This is a genomic window from Ruegeria sp. G2 (assembly GCF_056533505.1).
Genome location: NZ_JBQFON010000012.1, coordinates 26,672 through 45,003 on the forward strand (window position 1 = coordinate 26,672; position 18,332 = coordinate 45,003).

At 53.8% G+C, this 18,332-nt stretch carries 18 protein-coding genes and 1 tRNA gene; 4 read left to right on the forward strand and 15 right to left on the reverse strand.

Annotated elements, in window-relative coordinates; all coding sequences use genetic code 11:
- The first annotated feature begins 90 nt into the window (after positions 1 to 90).
- Complete coding sequence (gene hemC, locus ACR0DU_RS18665) at positions 91 to 1,047, forward strand: hydroxymethylbilane synthase (protein WP_480876514.1); 957 nt, start codon at positions 91 to 93, stop codon at positions 1,045 to 1,047.
- A gap of 236 nt (positions 1,048 to 1,283) precedes the next feature.
- Here the strand turns inward: hemC and ACR0DU_RS18670 are convergent, their stop codons facing one another.
- The 5 genes from ACR0DU_RS18670 to ACR0DU_RS18690 all read right to left on the reverse strand — a co-directional run bounded on the left by ACR0DU_RS18670 (position 1,284) and on the right by ACR0DU_RS18690 (position 6,432).
- Positions 1,284 to 3,518, reverse strand: a complete 2,235-nt coding sequence (locus ACR0DU_RS18670) for a CHASE2 domain-containing protein (protein ID WP_480876517.1) — start codon at positions 3,516 to 3,518, stop codon at positions 1,284 to 1,286.
- Between the two features lie 48 nt (positions 3,519 to 3,566).
- A complete protein-coding gene (locus tag ACR0DU_RS18675; protein ID WP_480876689.1) occupies positions 3,567 to 4,541 on the reverse strand; it encodes a FecR family protein in 975 nt (324 codons plus the stop codon).
- A 301-nt stretch (positions 4,542 to 4,842) separates the two neighbouring features.
- A complete protein-coding gene (locus ACR0DU_RS18680; RefSeq protein WP_170781308.1) occupies positions 4,843 to 5,025 on the reverse strand; it encodes a hypothetical protein in 183 nt (60 codons plus the stop codon).
- Between the two features lie 195 nt (positions 5,026 to 5,220).
- Positions 5,221 to 5,379 carry a hypothetical protein gene (locus tag ACR0DU_RS18685; protein ID WP_480876520.1) on the reverse strand — a complete coding sequence of 53 codons (159 nt, stop codon included), beginning with the start codon at positions 5,377 to 5,379 and terminating at the stop codon, positions 5,221 to 5,223.
- 372 nt (positions 5,380 to 5,751) lie between these two features.
- Positions 5,752 to 6,432 carry a GntR family transcriptional regulator gene (locus ACR0DU_RS18690; RefSeq protein ID WP_319546073.1) on the reverse strand — a complete coding sequence of 227 codons (681 nt, stop codon included), beginning with the start codon at positions 6,430 to 6,432 and terminating at the stop codon, positions 5,752 to 5,754.
- A 99-nt stretch (positions 6,433 to 6,531) separates the two neighbouring features.
- Here ACR0DU_RS18690 and ACR0DU_RS18695 point away from each other — a divergent pair, with 99 nt between their 5' ends.
- Complete coding sequence (locus ACR0DU_RS18695) at positions 6,532 to 7,575, forward strand: AbrB family transcriptional regulator (RefSeq protein ID WP_480876524.1); 1,044 nt, start codon at positions 6,532 to 6,534, stop codon at positions 7,573 to 7,575.
- Here ACR0DU_RS18695 and ACR0DU_RS18700 read toward each other — a convergent pair.
- The gene (locus tag ACR0DU_RS18700) at positions 7,544 to 7,852 is read right to left on the reverse strand and encodes an NAD(P)-dependent oxidoreductase (RefSeq protein WP_480876526.1); all 309 of its coding nucleotides are present in this window, start codon (positions 7,850 to 7,852) and stop codon (positions 7,544 to 7,546) included. The two genes, ACR0DU_RS18695 and ACR0DU_RS18700, sit on opposite strands and share 32 nt — an antisense overlap.
- Positions 7,827 to 8,108, reverse strand: coding sequence for a hypothetical protein (locus tag ACR0DU_RS18705; RefSeq protein ID WP_480876695.1), 282 nt, complete (start codon positions 8,106 to 8,108; stop codon positions 7,827 to 7,829). The genes ACR0DU_RS18700 and ACR0DU_RS18705 overlap by 26 nt, the downstream gene beginning before the upstream one ends.
- A 313-nt stretch (positions 8,109 to 8,421) precedes the next feature.
- On the opposite strand from ACR0DU_RS18705, the gene ACR0DU_RS18710 reads away from it, so the two are divergent.
- Both ACR0DU_RS18710 and ACR0DU_RS18715 read left to right on the forward strand, forming a co-directional pair.
- Positions 8,422 to 8,511 (forward strand) — tRNA-Ser (locus tag ACR0DU_RS18710).
- Between the two features lie 150 nt (positions 8,512 to 8,661).
- On the forward strand, positions 8,662 to 9,195 hold the full coding sequence (locus ACR0DU_RS18715; RefSeq protein ID WP_480876528.1) for a DUF6538 domain-containing protein: 534 nt from the start codon (positions 8,662 to 8,664) through the stop codon (positions 9,193 to 9,195).
- Between the two features lie 487 nt (positions 9,196 to 9,682).
- On the opposite strand, the gene thyX is transcribed toward ACR0DU_RS18715, so the two are convergent.
- The 8 genes from thyX to ACR0DU_RS18755 all read right to left on the reverse strand — a co-directional run bounded on the left by thyX (position 9,683) and on the right by ACR0DU_RS18755 (position 18,260).
- Positions 9,683 to 10,435 carry an FAD-dependent thymidylate synthase gene (gene thyX / locus ACR0DU_RS18720; protein ID WP_480876530.1) on the reverse strand — a complete coding sequence of 251 codons (753 nt, stop codon included), beginning with the start codon at positions 10,433 to 10,435 and terminating at the stop codon, positions 9,683 to 9,685.
- Positions 10,432 to 11,412 (reverse strand): dCTP deaminase, encoded by a 981-nt coding sequence (locus ACR0DU_RS18725; RefSeq protein ID WP_480876532.1) that lies wholly within the window; start codon positions 11,410 to 11,412, stop codon positions 10,432 to 10,434. The genes thyX and ACR0DU_RS18725 overlap by 4 nt, the downstream gene beginning before the upstream one ends.
- Positions 11,413 to 12,010: 598 nt before the next feature.
- Positions 12,011 to 12,760, reverse strand: a complete 750-nt coding sequence (locus ACR0DU_RS18730) for an ABC transporter ATP-binding protein (protein WP_480876534.1) — start codon at positions 12,758 to 12,760, stop codon at positions 12,011 to 12,013.
- Position 12,761: 1 nt separating this feature from the next.
- Positions 12,762 to 13,610: an ABC transporter ATP-binding protein gene (locus ACR0DU_RS18735; RefSeq protein ID WP_480876537.1), complete on the reverse strand. Its 849-nt coding sequence runs from the start codon at positions 13,608 to 13,610 to the stop codon at positions 12,762 to 12,764.
- The gene (locus ACR0DU_RS18740) at positions 13,607 to 14,518 is read right to left on the reverse strand and encodes an ABC transporter permease (protein WP_010443558.1); all 912 of its coding nucleotides are present in this window, start codon (positions 14,516 to 14,518) and stop codon (positions 13,607 to 13,609) included. Before ACR0DU_RS18740 ends, ACR0DU_RS18735 begins: the two co-directional genes overlap by 4 nt.
- Complete coding sequence (locus ACR0DU_RS18745) at positions 14,515 to 15,573, reverse strand: ABC transporter permease (protein WP_480876540.1); 1,059 nt, start codon at positions 15,571 to 15,573, stop codon at positions 14,515 to 14,517. Before ACR0DU_RS18745 ends, ACR0DU_RS18740 begins: the two co-directional genes overlap by 4 nt.
- A complete protein-coding gene (locus tag ACR0DU_RS18750; protein WP_480876543.1) occupies positions 15,574 to 17,169 on the reverse strand; it encodes an ABC transporter substrate-binding protein in 1,596 nt (531 codons plus the stop codon).
- Between the two features lie 35 nt (positions 17,170 to 17,204).
- A complete protein-coding gene (locus ACR0DU_RS18755) occupies positions 17,205 to 18,260 on the reverse strand; it encodes a dipeptidase (protein ID WP_480876546.1) in 1,056 nt (351 codons plus the stop codon).
- Between the last annotated feature and the right edge of the window lie 72 nt (positions 18,261 to 18,332).

Consider the following 18,332-nt stretch of genomic DNA (forward strand, 5'->3'; position numbering starts at 1 on the left):
CGGTTTGGTGCAACGGGTCGGCCCTCAGTGGCAATTTGTCAAGCTCTGCCCCCATTGTCAGGGCAATGTGACGCGACTAAAGCTGTGCACATGAGTCTGATATTGCCTACCCCCGCATCGCCTCTGAAAATCGGTACCCGTGGATCCCCGCTGGCACTGGCGCAGGCCTATGAAACCCGTCAGAGGCTTGGTGCCGCTTTCGACCTGCCTGAGGACGCGTTCGAGATCGTGGTGATTAAGACGACCGGTGACAACCGCGCCATGATCGACGCGGACCGACCGCTGAAAGAGATTGGCAACAAGGGTCTGTTCACCAAGGAAATCGAAGAGGCGATGCTGAAAGGCGAGATCGACATCGCCGTGCATTCGACCAAAGACATGCCGGTGGAACAGCCTGACGGGCTGGTGTTGGATACATTCCTGCCACGCGAGGATGTGCGCGATGCGTTTATCTCGCCGTCATTGAGCTCGATTCACGATCTGCCCGAAGGCGCTGTTGTCGGGACGTCTTCGCTGCGCCGCCGGGCGCAATTGCTGAACCGGCGGCCCGATCTGAACGTGGTCGAGTTTCGCGGGAATGTTCAGACAAGATTGAAGAAGCTGGCCGATGGCGTGGCCGATTGCACCTTCCTGGCCATGGCCGGTTTGCGCCGGTTGGATATGAAAGACGTCCCAGCAACCGCCATTTCCACGGTCGACATGCTACCCGCTATTGCTCAGGGCACGATCGGCATTGAAAGACGCAGCGATGACACGCGCGCTGCAGAAATGCTGGCCGCAATTCATCACGTTGAAACCAGCCAGCGGCTCGCCGCCGAGCGCAGCTTGCTGGCCGGGCTGGACGGTTCATGTGAAACTCCGATCGCTGGATTGGCTGAAATCCGAGATGGCCGGTTGCATCTGCGCGGCGAAGTTCTGCGCCCGGACGGGTCCGAGGCCATCATCGATGAAGTAGCCGCATCGGTCGATGACGGGATCGAACTGGGCCAGTCCATGGCAGCATCTCTTCTGAAACAAGCTGGTCCAGGTTTCTTCGATTGGCGATAAGAAAAAAATTTATACAACTTCAAGGTAATGTGAACTTCTTCACTGTATCTTCTGTTGGATTGTCTAAATATGAGTTTATTCCAATGAGGATGGAAGGTCGGTCTCGAATATATCGAAAGTTTTAGCCCGTTTTTGTTTTAGATAGTATTCGAGGGGGCGAGATTGATCTTTCTGGCGGGGCGCAGTTGAAAATCAGCTGCGCCTCGTTCTTTCTCCAAAGTAATCGGGTGATGATACTATGTCGCGTTTTCGCGCAGGCCATTATGATGACTGAATACCGGTTGGGCATGCACCATCTCTGACCGAAAATCCGCAGCACGGCCGGGTAATGTGCCATAGAATGATGCCAGACCCGGCTCGACTGTCGCAGCGAGCGCTGCGCATTCTTTGCTTAGGTTCGCAACGTCAAACTGTGACGCCCGCGATCGAACGGCTTCCAATAGCCTAAAATGCGCAGCCTCCAACGCTTTAAACTCAGCGCTGCCCGCTAGATTCCTGTCACCGACAAGAAGGTAAACTGGTTCTGGTTCACTCTTGCCCTTCAGATCAACAAATCCCGCCTCGAGCAGTGCCAGATCAGATTTTGTGGCCTGCTGTATCGAGTGTGAGACAAGTATGTCGTAATCCACATGTCGGCAATTCTGCTCGATCCGCGCCGCCACATTCACCACATCCCCGATAACCGTATAGTTGAAACGACGCCGCGAACCGATATTGCCGACACAGGCGGCTCCGGTCGCGCACCCGGTGGCGAGGGCAATCGGAGGACGATCGCGCATAATGGAGGAAGAGTTAAAATTCTCTAATGCCACCCGCATTTTCAATGCGGCCAATGCAGCGCGACACGGATGATCATCGACCGGCAGTGGCGCATTCCAGAAGGCCATGACCGCATCGCCGATAAACTTATCGATGGTTCCGCGTTCGACAAGAATCTGGTCCCCGATTTCAGAAAAAAGCGCGTTTAGCAAAGCCACCAAATCTGTGGCGGATACCGACTCGGACAAGGGGGTAAATCCTCGAATATCCGAGAACATCACTGTGATCTCCTGAGATTCTCCACCCAATTGCAGTTGATGCCCATTGGCCTCCATCTCATCGAGGATCTCGGGCGCTACGTAATGCGAAAAGGTTTGACGGATCACTCGCTTTTCCCGTTCGGTTGAGATAAACAGGTAGCCTGCCAACAACCCGAAATTTGCCATTCCTCCGGCCAAAGGGAAGGTCGCATCAAACAAAATCGATTGATTCTGAAATGAAAGCCAGCTGATAAGGATCACCACCATTGCCGCTACGCCGCCTGTGACAAATGATGCAACCGCTCCAAAGTTGGACATCACCACGGTGACAACAATGCCAAGAATCACAAATGCCACCAGTTCTAGCGCGGCGGTCACATCAGATCTGCTGAGCAAATCACCAACTAAAATCTGTTCGATAATCTGCGCGTGAATCGAAACACCTGGTACGGACTCACCCAACGCTGTCTGGTGCATATCGAACAAACCGGCCGCAGACGTGCCCACCAGTATGATATGGCCCTCGATTTCTGATCGAAGCGCCGGATCATCAGGGTTTTGCATGATTGCATCTGCCGACAGATATAAATCTGGCTGATCTTTTCGATACCTGACCCAAACCTCGCCATCTTCGGTTGTTGGCAGTCGAAAATCCCCGATTTCGACCGCAAGTACGATCCCTTCTTCCTCAGAAGAGCCCTCGACCAGAATGTAAGGGGCATCCAAAGCAACTCTCAAAGCTTCGATGCCCAACCCCGGCAGCGCGCCGTCTGGTCCACCCCACAAGGCTGGAACACGTCGTACGACGCCCATCCCCCCAATCGGTGAGACATTAACGCCGCCAATTCCCGCGGCGCTGCGGTCAAGAGGTGGAGCAATTGGCGTCCAGTAGGGCACCGAGACCAACCCCGCGGTCGGGTTTTCTCCGATCTCAACGATACCGGCCTTGGAACTGATCTGACTTCCTTCCTGGGATGTTCGGGCGGCGGTGCCTAGTACGACTGGCCAATGAGCAACCTCTAGCCCAAACACGACGTCGTAGTCGGCTTTTTGCGCATGACGCTCAACGGTCAGAACCCCTGCAAGCGCCGGGTCACTGAGCAATCGCGCGGGGGAATATCTGTCAGGCTCGGCAAACAGCATATCAAATGCTATGGCCGCCGCGCCGTTTTCACCTAGATTTTGAACCATCTGCGCCAATAGTGTGCGCGGCCAGGGCCATTGACCCCAGTTAGCCAATGACTGCTCGTCTATATCCAGAACCTTAACCGGTAATTCGGGGTTGTATTCCCTTGGCGAGATGCGCTGAAGCACGTCGAAGTAGATCAGGCGAGACATACGTACGGGGTAGGGGTCTAGAATTCTTATGAAGCAACCCAACAAGATCAGCGCCAAACCAGCCAGGCGAAAACCCAGTCGTCGACCAATTCTGGCTTTGATCTTACCCGCCACATTCGCCTCCTTGGCGCTGGGGGAAAAATAGGCTTGCGATGTCTTCACCTACCTGTTTGCGGCTGCGGACGCGTTGCCTCGATCACCCGGGCTACCACTATTCCCCTTGCCATGCCCGGGACCTTTGCCTTTGCCAGGGTTCCCTGTTCCGCCTGAAGGTCCGGTTCGACCAGCAGGATTTGAACCGTCCCCTTGGCCAGAACGATTTGAGTTGACGTCTGGTTCAGGCTCTGGCGCTGGGGGTTCCGGTGTCGGAGGTTCAGGTTCAGGTTCCGGTTCAGAAGGTTCAGCTCTGGACACCCTCACAACTTGGGTCTGAATGACCCTTTGAGGTGCCGCGCTTCGTTGAACCGGAATGTCTGATTGCCGAATCGCAAGAGGAACAGATTCCCTAGCGCAACCGCCAAAATCGACCTGAAGCGGACTCAGCAGATCCCTTTGTGACTGAACGAATGGGAAGCCATTCTTAAGGGCCAACTCATATTGTTCCTGGTCGACGGGGCGACCAACATTCCCACCCAGTGAAGTCGCGAACAGGCTGCACTGGCGCCCGGTCGAGCGGCACCTACCCGATCGACTGCACATTCGGACCTTACCTTCCAATACCAGCATGGCACTTTGCTTACCCGGGACAACCCACATGTCGAAGGTTGTGCCACGTACAGCCATGGTCGCTGTTGGGGTTTGTATGGAATAGGCTCTTTTCTTACTTTTACCCGAAATGAATCGAAAACTGCCACCCAAGGCCTGAACCGCGAAAGATTTTGCTTTCTTTTTTCCGCGCAACATTGAGACATCCAGCACCATTTGCGCATTCGGGCCGATTGCGATCTTGGTATCATCTACGAACAACAACTGTACGACGCCGGATCGGTCGGTAGAAATGGTATCTCCGGAAACAACTTCCATCCCTTCACGCAGACGTATCTTTTTGCCAGCGCGAACTACATCGGCACCCTGCTTGGCACTCAATACCTTCCCGATAGAGGCAGTAACCGATGCCGGTAATGCAGCCAGAACCATGAAAACAAAAAACAATCTTAACCAGGCCAAACCCAAGTCCCCTTCCCCCAAAAGGTACCCACTGGGATGTTAAATCACCCCTCGCCCGATATCTGTCGCCTCAGAGAGCTAAATCTGATTAGTTATTCAACCCATTAAATCTAGACAAATATGCGCTCAAACCGGTGCATTTGGCAAGCATCGGGGTATTTGCCTGCGTTTCCCGCGTTTTGAAATCTCTTATCCAAGGCTCGGTACAGCCACATCGTTGGATTTGATCAACAGTTCCCCGAAAAACTTTTCAGGCGCAAAATGTACGGGGTCACGTCTGCGCAGCGGCAAGACATCCCCAAATCGCACAATGCTTGGGCCAGACATCCTCGCCCTCATCATAGAACCGCTGGGCGTGCTTGTTTACGACGATGAAAATCGGCATGCAGTCCAGGCGGTGACGATGCCTCCGGCGAACTTTGGCGCGCGCCTGTCGATGGCAACGGCGCGTCATTGGGCCGTGTCTCCTACATTTCCACGCCCTGACCCGTAAGGTCGTCAATACCACGCCGCAGTTATAAGGCGTTCCCTTGATCAGTAAGCTCTTTGCAGGCTCACCCCATACGCGGATCAACCATTTGGTATCCGCCTGAGAACCGCCCAAAACAGCGATCACTGCGTTTGGCGAATTCCGGTGGGATTCCGCTACTTAGGTGTAATCCACCGATTGGACTTTATCGTCAGTCAGCTCCAAATGCGTGACAGTGGCTTTACACAAAATATCTACCGCCAGACCAACTGCGGTCTGGTAATCTGCATTCTCCAGAAACTTACCGCCCCCCATGAAGAACATATTGCTCCGGGACAATGATAAGGCTCCAGAGAGCGAAGGTTGGAACCGGACAGCCCGCTCCTCCACCCACGACAGGCATTCCTCGGACGCGCGGATCGCCGGGCCGGCCAGATGCTCGTTATTTTTCCCGTCAGCGAACTTGAAAAGATCAAACAGAAATTCGTGCTGTTGTATCCCTCGGTCAGAGGCCTCAGCGGACCGGAGTGCATGCCGAGAAATTAGAATGTGTAGCGCGTATTGCCACCACGATAGCGTTTCGGTGCTGTCTCGAGGATCAAATACCCGCCCTTGCCTCGGCGACTGTCATCGCATCGCAGAGAACTGCATTCCCGCTCTCGACCAAAGCGAAACCGCAAGCTTCGTTTTGAGCGGCCATATCGAGATTACCTACTGGGTTTCGTCTCTCCTGCGGTCGCGTTCCTGCAATGCACGGATGCGCATCCGTTGTGCGGCCTGAATATGCGCACGCATCTCCGTCTCAGCAGCTGCACCGTCGCGAGCATTCAAAGCCGCCATAATGCGCCGATGCTCGGCCACCGCAGCCTCGGCCCTGTCACCCTCCAACAGTTGAGATGGCCCAAGGACCAGCAGAGCCTTTTGCAAGGATAACATCGATTTTGCCAGAAACCGGTTCTTGGCTGCATCCAGCAGTGTCGCATGAAAAATCCGGTTGATCCGCACAGCGTCCGGGCCCGTGCCTGCCTCCGCTAGTCGATCATTCAGAACCTCAAGCTCATCCAGTTCGACACCTGACGCAGCGCGGGCGGCCAAACGGGCAGCTGTCCCCTCAAGCACCGCGCGCATTTCATAGAGCTCCATCACCTCTGCATAATCCAGACTGCGCACGGTTGCGCCCTGCCGTGGAACATGGGTCACCAATCCATCAGCCTCCAATTGACGGATCGCCTCGCGCACCGGGGTGCGGCTAACTCCCAATCGTTCAGACAACTCTATTTCTCGCAGGCGTTCACCGGGCAGAAGATTGCCTTCGCGAATATCGTCCAAAAGACGTTGGTACGCGGAATAGCCTTGCGGGCCGGGCTGTAAGGGGTCGTCCTGTATGGTCACATTATGCTCACTTGTCTTATTGCATCCTATTGTATACAATTGAATACACAACGAGTCAATGACGCTGGAAAACGTTCCTTGCCCACGCTGATCAACACAATGCCTCTTCTGACAAAGCGGGCCGTAACACTCGGCCTTGCACTTCTTGGCACCGGAGTTTTCTGGACGTTGAATCTGCCGCTGCCCTTTCTGTTTGGCCCGATGAGCGCCTGTCTGATTGCGGCCCTCGCGCATGCGCCGATGGAAGGGTTCGGGCAGGTGTCAGTGGCAGCGCGCACCATACTGGGTGTGGCGGTGGGCGCATCAATTACACCTGCCCTATTTGCGGAATTGCCTAAAATGGCCGCGTCGATTGCACTGGTCCCATTTTTCATCCTGTTGATCGCGCTGATCGGCGTACCATTCTTCCGCCGGGTCTGGGGTTTCGATACGACAACCGCATTCTATGCCGCCATGCCCGGCGGCTTGCAGGACATGATCATTTTTGGGACCGAAGCTGGAGCCAACCCGCGCACTTTGTCGCTGATCCATGGCACGCGCGTGCTGATCATTGTGACGCTGGCCCCGCTGTTTCTGACCATGTTTTACAGCGCCGAGCTGACAAACCCGATCGGAGAACCCGCACGCGACCTGCCGCTGCACGAGCTGGCCCTAATGGTGCTTGCTGCCTTTATCGGCTGGAAGGGTGGCGAGCGTATTGGCCTGTTCGGCGCATCGATCCTGGGGCCGATGATCCTGACGGCTGCTTTGTCTCTCGGGGACTTCATCCATACACGACCACCTCGCGAGGCCATCCTGGCCGCACAGTTCTTCATTGGGTGCGGAATTGGCGTGAAGTTTGTCGGTGTTACCTGGGTGGAGTTGCGCAAGGTCGTGGCCGCGGGCTGCGCTTACGTGGTTGTGCTGGCCGTGCTGGCAGCGGCCTTCACAGCTGTTGTAACCACGTTGGGGTTTGGCAAACCGGTCGAAGCGTTTCTGGCCTTCGCACCCGGCGGGCAGGCCGAAATGACGGTTCTGGCCATCGTCTCAGGCGCGGATCTGGGCTTTGTGATCACTCACCATCTGACAAGGATCGTGTTGGTGATCATCGGTGCGCCCATCGCCGCAAATCTCATTCTGCGCTGGTCCAAACCTCGGGGTTGATCATGTGGATCGGAGCACCTTCGGCAAAAGCGTTTACCTGATCGAAGATGTCGACAAATTGCAGGTCGAACTCGTCATCGGTCACAAAACCGATATGCGGCGTCGCGATCAGCTTGGGATGTGCCAGCAACGGATCGTTCGGGTCGGTTGGTGGTTCGGTATCGAACACATCAATTGCGGCTCTGCCAGGGCGACCGGCGTTGAGCGCTCCAAGCAAGGCACCTGGAGTGATCAACCCGGACCGTGACGTGTTATCGAACAGCGCGCCCGGTTGCATCTGTGCTAAATCCGCTGCGGTAATGATCCCTTACGTGTCCGGTTTCAGGCGCACATGGACCGAGAAGATATCGCTGTCGGTAAAAAAACGCATTGCGGCTGGGCGCAACCTGCACGCCATCCGCCCGGGCGCGCGCCCGGCCGTCCAGAACGATCCTGATCTTCTCTTCCGCAGAATACTGTTTGCGCATCGCGCGGCGGATGTCTTTTACGACCTCCTCACCATGGCTCTGCTTGGTTCCGGGTTTCTTTCTCATCTCCACTCCTTGGCGGCTACGATGAGCCAAAAACCCTCTCTTATCAAATCAACCTAATCTGTCCCATGGGCGCTGACGTCAGACACGGCGATGCCGAACGGGGATTCGATGTGTTGTGGAGTTTCGAACCTGGTGGATGAGTGGTGTGTCGCTGGGAATTGGTTCAGAAAACAATTCCAATTCTTGCCCATAATCCACGTAAGTCGGTGTGTTTTACCGTGATTTCAACGGGTTCACCAATTTTGTCGGAGTAACGCACAAACAGGAAATTTCGCCTTGTATTCCCGGCGCTTGCAAGGATATACCCGTCGGCGGAGACGTGGCCGAGTGGTCGAAGGCGCTCCCCTGCTAAGGGAGTAGGCGGGAAACCGTCTCGAGGGTTCGAATCCCTTCGTCTCCGCCACTAAACTGCTCATATCATGGGCGTTCTTCTGGAAAAAATTCATTATTTTTAAGCGCGTAAGGTTTATTTAACCAACGCCTGCCAGTGTTTCCCGCATGAAATCCCGCATAGAATCCCGCATGGATGCGGAATTTGAAGGAGTGCACTGCTATGGGCGTCACATTGGATCGAGGCCGCTATTATTTCGTAATGAATGTCCCAAAACATCTGTTTGGCAAAGTACTGGGCAAGAGTGGGCAGCCCGTAAAGCAGATCAGGCAAGCACTACGAACAGCGGATTTGAGTGTGGCTAAGCGCAAAGCTTTTGAGCTCGAAGAACTAAAAAGAGCTGAATGGCAATTCTTGGCATTGGGCGAAGAAGCTCTGGCATACGAGAAATACCAAGCAGCCAAAAAGATCTCAGAAGCGCATGGTTTTGACTATGTTCCAAGTGATGTGTTGTTGAAGAGAACCTTTGACGAGAACCTGCCGCGCCTGATGGCAGCAGCAGGAACAATGTGCTCGCCCCAGCCGCCAGGGGTCGTTGGGGCGCTTCTGGGTAGCGTGGATGTCGCTCTGCCCCCACTGCGTAAAGTTCTCCAAGAATATGCCGAACTCACAAAGACACGACATATGCGCAAGTCGGATCAACAGCGACATCTTTGGTGGCTATTCACCAAGCGCAAACCACCGCCTCTCTGTTAGACCAACATGCACTATTTCGCTCGGCCCCGACCGACGGCCCCTTACGTCACTCCATTGAACTAGCCGCTATTCGCGGCCATTGCGAAGTTCCCTGCAGTACGAACTGACGGCTACCACTTATTTAGATACGGAGCGCATAGTTTCGGCAAGACGAGCGTGAAGCCTGCCAGATTGTTATCAGCCCTTCTCGAGCCGCTCCGAACGTTCTTGACGCGCGGAGCGCTTAGTATGGCACCGACGAGTGAGTTCACGGGCAAAGGTGCGCCCCATGCCCAAGGCGGGGCGTCGAGTCCCTATTAGGAACGTTAGAGCAAGGCCCTCTGGTGTGGAACCACAACAACAAAGTTGTTCTAATCAGAGAACCTCGTCACTAGGGCACACTAGAGGCCCGTCGCCGGTTAACCCGATGATCAATATCAACCAGATTGAATTGCGGACAAAGGAGCAATAACGGCTCAATTTGGTGCTTTAAACTAACCGAGCAAGTCTAACTCATTGATATTGTTAAGGGTAAGCCATCGTCGTGAACAATTGTTTCGAAGTCTTCAAACAAGCTTGGCGCATCCTTTGCTACTTCTTTCAACAATATCGCACTGACTTTTCGCATTTCCGGATCACCGACGATTGACCCTCTTAGAGACAGAAAATGTCTAATGGAGCGAGCGTTTGCGGTGATGGCGACCGCAGTCTCAATGGCGTTCGGCAGTAGGCTTCTTGCGGCCGACCGCAGCATTCTTTTTTGTTCCGGATCGGCTTGGCTGTTAGTTTCCGTTAGTTCAACCACCTGCCGGTAAGCTTCTATAGTTTCTTTTGTTGCCTTCAGCCAAATTTGCCGCGCTTCACCTTCTAAGCCTTCAGGTTCTACTACATCAGCATCACTCTCGTCGTGGTATTGCTGGGAAAGTTGACTAAATGAGAAACCAATTCTGTGACGAACGAGCTGGTGAGAAAAGGCTCGGCTAACGCCGTCCAAAACAAATGTCCAATTCGCGTGTTCTAATACGCTGTCATGACCTTTTTCAATAAGGTTACGGATGTAAGTTTTATTGGGGTAACGCACCTTAGTTGAATCTGAAGAGAACGACATGTAGCAGATACGACCGCAAATCTCGACCAAGTGTTCAGCATCTGTTGCAGCTTCACTTGATCGCCAAGAGAGTCCACGATCAGCTAAAAATCGAGCCAATTCTGAGCCGATGATGCTCGGCCGAGCAAGTATATAGATTCTTGGGTCACTCATTCGTCACCTTTGAGTCGATGAAAGAAAAAGTTGATAGGAAATAGCCATTCATTGGATCGGCGCTCCTCGAGGGCCTCAACTTCCGCTCTCAGGACGTCCAACTCACCTGTCAACTCGCTAATACCTTTCGTAGTTTCTAACGCAATGAGTCGCTGTTCCAGATTGCCTAAGCTCTCCGATACCGTCGTCATGTTTCCCGTTAACTCGTCCTCTTTTACATAGTCTGACAAATTTGCGTACTGAGACACCAAGTAAGTCAGCACTATCGCAATCACACCTGAAAACGCAGGAACCCACAATTTTGCGAACTCTAATTTGACATACTCTCGGTCAATAACATTTTGCGCAGCGACACTCATTCTTTCTGAGAAGTTTCCAAAGTCTGGCGATAGCTTGTTGAGAAGTTTTGCCATTTTCGAGTTAGCACCGTGGGCACCATGTGCTTTGTCGACTGCTGCCTGATCGTCACTTTTTCGCTGACTGTAGTCAAAGCTCACGTCGTCTTTATCAAACTCAAAAATCATTAACGTGACAATCGGTATACCTTCTCTAATGTAGATCTCTTCCCGTCCAAGATTTATGACGGTAAACGTGAGCTTGCCGTGGTAGCCAGGATCGACGTGGCCAGGGTTCGTCATCAACAAAGATTCTCTAGCTAAGTGAGCCGGAGGGAAACCAAAGGCTGAGATTTGCCTACTAAGCGTGAGTGTTTCTTTAGTTTCGACCACCAGGCTATGACCCGGAGGTAGTTTAGTTCCGGGCAAGCTCGGAGGTTCGCTCTCGTCCAGTTCTGACACAATGAAACTATGTTCCGGAGGCTCATAAACATTGCCAACAGTAAGATCGAGAGACCCGGGTTGGATTGGGCTTTTCTTAGCTTCCAAATCGATTTGACAAGGGTCCAGCCCTGACACCCCCAGAAGGCCATTTTTTATGGCCTCTTTAATTTCCATATCGCTTAATAACTTGCCGCTCATCTAAAGTGCCTTATGTATAACGGTTTTTTCGCGCGAGGCTAAACTCGGACAATCAATTTGCGAAGACAAGAGTAGATGAGGAAATTTACGACGGGAAATGACCCGTACCTGTTTGTCGGATAAGTATGTTTCAGCCATTTTGATTGTCTCTTTTGGTTGCATGTGATGGCAACATGACGAAAGACGATTGGGACAGTGGCCTGCAGTGTCCCAACTTTTTGAATGGGCTGTCGGAAATCTTCCCTTGTAGCGGTTGCGAAATCGGAATGGGATGGGCTGGAAAAGGTTGCGTGCCATCCATGCTCCCCAATTCAATAGTGGTCGATACGCTCGGTACTGCGTAGATGTCGCAGTGCTGGGCGATATGTCCAATTTCATGCCGAAAAACGACACATGAGGATATCTTCAGTTAACTCGCCTTACCGGAGAGACGAGGGTCGTCATCTGATGCATCGACAAAATGGCTGCCTTCGTCTCCGCCATAATCTACACGACAATCAAGACCCTTTAGGTTTCCGAGAAGTCGTGTGAAATTAGCCGCAAATACACTCAAAGCACTTCGCCAGATAGATGTACGCCAACCAGCGTTCGTATCTCGTCAAACGGCGACCGAGGCTTGCAGCAGTTCTTGCGAGTACGGGTGTTCGGGTGTGCCTACACGCAGCGTTTCAGAGGACATGACCTCAACGATCTCACCATTTCGCATAACTGCCAGTTGATCGCACATATGCGCGATAACTGGAAGATCATGGGATACCATTAAATATGTCAGCCCGCGTTGTCTTCGCAAATCCGTCAACAAGTTCAATACTTCTGCCTGAACGCTGACATCCAGAGCTGATGTGGGTTCATCCAGCAGCAGGATGTCCGGCTCGCCTGCCAACGCTCTGGCGATAGCGACCCTCTGACGCTGCCCTCCGGATAACTGATGTGGATACCGAAACCGGAAGCGCTGCCCGAGCCCAACATCGTTCAGCAGACCTTTGACCCTTTGATCGATATTATCTAGTCCGTGCAGATGCAGAGTTTCACTGAGCACCTGATCGACGGTGTGCCGCGGGTGAAGCGAGGCGTATGGATCCTGAAAAACCATCTGAACGGCTCTAAAGAACCTGCGATCTCGCTTGGCCCCGGACAACGCTTCACCTTCGACTCGGATAGCACCAGACCATTGAGGTGCCAGACCGGTTATCGCGCGGAGGATGGTAGATTTACCCGAGCCGCTTTCACCCACAAGACCAAAGCTCTCACCCTGGTTAACACTAAGACAAGCACCCTTGACCGCATCTACGCGGTCATGCGCGTGACCAAACCAGACGTTCAGATCGTTGATTTCCAATGCGGTCATTTTAACCCCTCACGCTGGGCGCGTCTGACCAGGCGGGATCGCGGGTCAGAACACTCAGATGCGTACATTTCTCATCAAGACGCGGAAGCGAATTCAGCAGCCCCTGAGTGTATGGGTGTTGCGCCTGGTGCAGCTTATCCGCGTCACAGACTTCGACAATCCGTCCCGCGTACATGATGAGGACACGGTCGCAAAACTCGGACACCAGGTTGAGATCATGACTGATGAAGATCAGGCCCATGCCCCGTTCTTTGACCAATCCATCCATGATGTTCAGCACCTGCCGCTGAACGCTGACATCCAACGCCGAGGTCGGCTCATCCGCAATCAGGATCTTAGGGTTCGGGATCAGCATCATCGCAATCATGATGCGTTGCCCCATACCTCCTGACACTTCATGCGGGTATGCCCGCATTACCCGTTCGGGATTGCGGATCGAAACATTCTCCAACATTTCGATCGCCATTTTTTTGGCGCGCGATTTAGAGCCGGAATTGTGCTGAAGATACGCCTCCATCAATTGTTCGCCTACCGTGACCACCGGGTTCAGAGAGAACTTGGGGTCCTGCATTACCATGGAAATCTGCTTTCCGCGTACCTCGCGCATCTCGCGCTCTGTAAGCTTCAGCAAGTCACGACCTTCAAGATTGATGTGGTTGGCCTCGACTATACCGGGCTTTCGGATCAGGCGCAGGATGGCGCGCCCGGTCATCGACTTGCCGGATCCACTTTCACCCACAATCCCCAATCGTTCGCGCCCCAACGAGAACGAGGCACCGCGTACCGCATCAAATACGCCCTGACGGGTTGGGAAGCGAACCCACAGGTCTTCGATGTCGAGTAAGTTCATTGCCCACCGTCCTTTGGATCAAGCGCGTCCCTTAGCCCGTCACCCAACAGGTTGAAGGCCAGCGAAACCGTGAAAATTGCAAGCCCTGGCACCGTGGCAACCCACCAGTGATCAAGGATGAACCTGCGCCCTTCGGAAATCATGGCGCCCCATTCCGGGCTTGGAGGTTGCGCCCCTAGTCCCAGAAATCCAAGGCCGGCTGCGGCAAGAATGATCCCGGCCATGTCGAGCGTGACCCTTACGATCAACGATGAAATGCAAAGTGGCCAGATATGCCGGGTGATAATTCGCAGCGGCCCGGCACCCTGAAGGCGGATCGCGTTGATATAATCTGTCGACCGGATCGTAAGTGTTTCCGCCCGCGCCATGCGCGCGTATGGCGGCCAGGCTGTCAGCGAGATCGCAAGAACCGCATTTTCGATCCCTGCCCCAAGCGCTGCAACGAAGGCCAACGCCAAAACAAGTCGTGGAAAGGCGAGGAAGATATCGGTGATGCGCATGAGGATCACATCTGCCCATCCCCCGGCATATCCCGCGACGGTTCCTACCAAAAGGCCCGCGACCGGAGCGATAAGCGCCACCAACGCCACAATGTACAGCGTTATCCGCGCGCCATAAATCAAACGTGACAGAATATCCCGCCCCAGACTATCGGTCCCCAGCAAGTGTCCTTCGGCTCCGATAGGGAGCAGTCGGCTGGACAGATCCTGAACAAAAGGATCTTGCGGTGCGATGATAGGAGCAAAAACCGCAGTCAGCACGAGAATAACTAGGATCGCCAACCCAACCATTGCCATCGAGTTTGATCGCAGTGTCAGCCAGCCTTTGTACAGGCTGGCCAGTCTGGCGTGGCGTCGGGATGTGGGTTCGTCGGTCAGCAGCCACTGACGCAAAGTCATGTCGCTCATTTCGACCTCGGATCAAAGAAACGGTAGAGAAGGTCGGAGAATATGTTTAGGCAGATAAAGATCAGCCCGACCACAACGGTTCCACCGAGAACTGCATTCATGTCGGCACTCAGCAAAGCGGTCGTGATGTAGCTGCCGATCCCCGGCCAGCTAAAGATGATCTCGGTCAGAACCGAGCCTTCCAACAGATTGGCGTAGCTCAGTGCGATGACTGTAATGAGTTGTACGCGAATATTCTTGAAGGCGTGACGCCAGATCACCTGCCGTTCTGACAGGCCTTTTACGCGCGCGGTAATGACATATTCCGCCGACAACTGTTCCAGCATGAAGGATCGCGTCATCCGGCTGATGTAAGCCAGTGAGTAATACCCCAGCAAAGCAGCGGGCAGGATGATGTGAGACAGCGCGTTGCGGAAGACGTCCCAATCCTGGGCGATGGCACTATCCACCAGGATCATCCCGGTACGCGTGGGCACAATATCTTCGTAGAAGATATCTAACCGACCCGGTCCCCCAACCCAGCCAAGAATTCCGTAGAAGACCAGAAGACCCATAAGCCCCAGCCAGAAGATTGGCATTGAGTAGCCAACAAGCGCGACCACACGGGCGATCTGATCGATCCAGGACCCCCGCTTTACGGCGGCAATCACACCCAGTGGAACACCTAGAAAGATGCCAATCATCACACCCAAAGTCGCCAATTCCAGCGTGGCAGGGAAGACACGTGCGATGTCTTCGGAAACCGGACGCGCATTCAGCAGCGAGTTGCCAAAGTCTCCGTGCAGGACGTCCCAAAGGTAATACCCAAACTGCACCAACAGTGGCTTATCGAGGCCAAGCTGTTGATAAACTGCATCATAAGTCGATTGCGAGGCGCGCTCACCTACGATCGCCAGCACCGGATCAATCGGCATGACGCGGCCGATAATGAAGGTTACGAACAGCAGACCCAACATCGTGATCGCAATGGTACCAAGAGTTTTCAGGATGCTCTTGATCCAATGGATAAGAGGCGCCGAGCGGCGCCCCTCAGATGGTCTTTCGGCCAGGGCCATTTACTTGGTCACCTGCCAATACGACGCCGATGTGATCGCCTGACCCGTCGAGAAATCCGTTACGTTTTCACGCAATGCCGATTGCTCAATTTGCTGGAACATCACGACAAATGGTGATGTCTCACGGAATTCAGCCTGAATTTCCTTGTACATATCGGCACGTTTCACGGTGTCATTCTCAACCACAGCCGCGTCTGTTTTCTCGGTCAAACCACCAGTATCCCATGAATTCCGCCATGCCAGCAGCCCAGTTGCATTGGCCGCATCCGAGTTGTCCGGGTTATAGGCAAACGTACCCGCGTTGGTTTGCGGATCAGGATAGTCCGGACCCCATGCACCGAGATAGACGTCCAATTCCCGTGCACGATATCGCGCTAGAATTTGTTTCGCGGTACCAACGGTGATGTTCATCGTGATACCAACCTGACCTAGTGCATTTTGAAGTGACTGAGCGATCTCAATCCGCTCCTGCGCCTCTCGCACGCCAACTTCGATCTCAAGCCCACTTACATCGGCTTCATCCAGCAATGTTTTGGCTTTTTCGACGTTGAAACTAAAGGGGTTTTCATCAGACGCGCCAAGATAGGTTTGAGGCAGGAAATTCTGATGAATTGTGTACTGACCTTTCAGGAAGCTGTCGCGCATCCCTTCATAGTCGATCAGGTATTTGAATGCCTGACGAACCTGAGGTTTGCTGAGCTCGGGGTGCTTCTGATTCAGCGAAACATACATCAGACGGCCTTTGAGCTCATCCGCAATCTTGACGCCAGCAACCGATGACACACCTGCAACGTCTTCGGGGTTCAGGTTGCGGGCAACGTCGATATCCCCACGCTCGAGCAGTAGGCGCTGACTGGCGCTTTCCTGAACGTGACGGACAACGACACGCTCCATCGCCGGGGCACCCAGATAGAAATCAGGGTTGGACTTCAGGGTTACGCTTTCATTGGGCTTCCAGCTCACCAAGCTATAGGCACCGGAGCCCGCCGTGTTGGTCTTGAGCCACTCGTTGCCCAGATCACCATCTTTGTCGTGTTCCATCACCGTCTTCTTGTCGACGATGCCACCGATGGTCGCGGTCAGACAGTTCAGAACAAAGGATGTCGCGTAGGGCTTGTCGGTCGTGATCGTCAGAGTGTTGCCATCTGCAACAATCGTTTGTTCGACATTTTCCGGCGTGAACCCGAACTGCGTCAAGATGAAAGCCGGAGTCTTATTCAGAATGATTGCACGGCGCAGCGAAAACTGAACGTCTTCGGCGGTCACCGGATTACCGGAATGAAAGGTCAACCCTTCCCTGATGTTGAAGGTAATCGACTTGCCGTCCTCTGAAACATCCCAGCTTTCCGCGACGTCTGGCTGATATCCTGCATCCAGATCCAGCGGGTCAAAATTGACAAGCTTTTGGTAAACATTGCGGCTGACATCAGACCCGGCGAATTCAAAGCTTTCCGCGGGGTCCAGTGTTGTGATGTCGTCAATACGGTTCGCGATCACCAACATGTTTGGCGGCGTTTCCGCGATTGCCGAAGTCGAGGTCACAGCCAGCGCTAATCCCAGCGCCGCACCGGTAAGCAATCTATTAAATGCGTTCATTTTGTCCTCTCTGTCATCAAGTTATTCACTAACGGTTACGATCCCCAAGTCTTCTCAAGTACACGCAACCAGTTTTCATGGCAGAGCTTCTTAATGAGCTCTTCGCCGTATCCATGGGTTTCCATGGCATCTCTCAATCGGGGCAGCATCGATACGTCGGTCACATCGTCTGGAACCACGGCCCCGTCATAGTCCGACCCAAGCCCGACCCGGTCCTCACCCAAGATCCCGATCAGGTGATCTAGGTGCTTCAGAACCTGTGCCAGCGGCATGTCAGAAAGCATTCGCCCATCCTCGCGCAGAAACGCGGCGGCAAAATTCAGTCCGACCATCCCGTCGCTTTCTGCGATTGTGCGAAGCTGATCGTCGGTCAGATTCCGAGCGTGCGGGCAAATGGCGTGCGCATTCGAATGCGTCGCAACCAAAGGCGCATCTGAATATCGCGCAACGTCCCAAAAACCTTTCTCATTGAGATGAGACAAGTCCAGCATGATCCCAAGCGCGTTGCAGCGTTGGACAAGTCGCAGACCATAATCGGTCAGCCCCGGGCCGGTGTCTGGCCCTGATGGATATCTGAACGGCACACCGTGCCCGAAAATGTTTGGCCTGCTCCAGACCGGACCAAGCGAGCGCAGCCCCGCAGCATGAAAAACGTCGAGCGAATGCAGATCGGCATCAATCGCTTCGGCACCTTCGATATGAAATATCGCTGCCATCCGACCCTGCGCCAGACAATCCCGGATATCTGCGACTGAGCGTGCAACACTCAACGCGCCCAGCCTTTCCAGTTCCAACAATATGGCAATCTGGCTCAGTGCTGCCGGGAAGGCGTCTTCAGCATCTATCTGATCGGGAAGCGGCAGGTCATATCTGGGCTGGACCATCTCTTCCATCTTGGCGTCGACATCCATTGGCGACGGCACCCACACGGCAAAGAACCCGCCGCCAAACCCACCCTCTTTGGATTTGACCAGATCGATTGCGCCTTCCAGGCCGCTCAGGAATTGGCCCGCTTCTGAAACACCACCGGTCGAAGCCAACTTGGACAACACATCATTGTGCCCATCGAAAATGAGTGGGAAGGTATTCAAAGCCGTATCACCCGAATTAAGTATCAATCCGATACACGCTAACAGACGTTATCGTCATGATTGTAAAAAAAT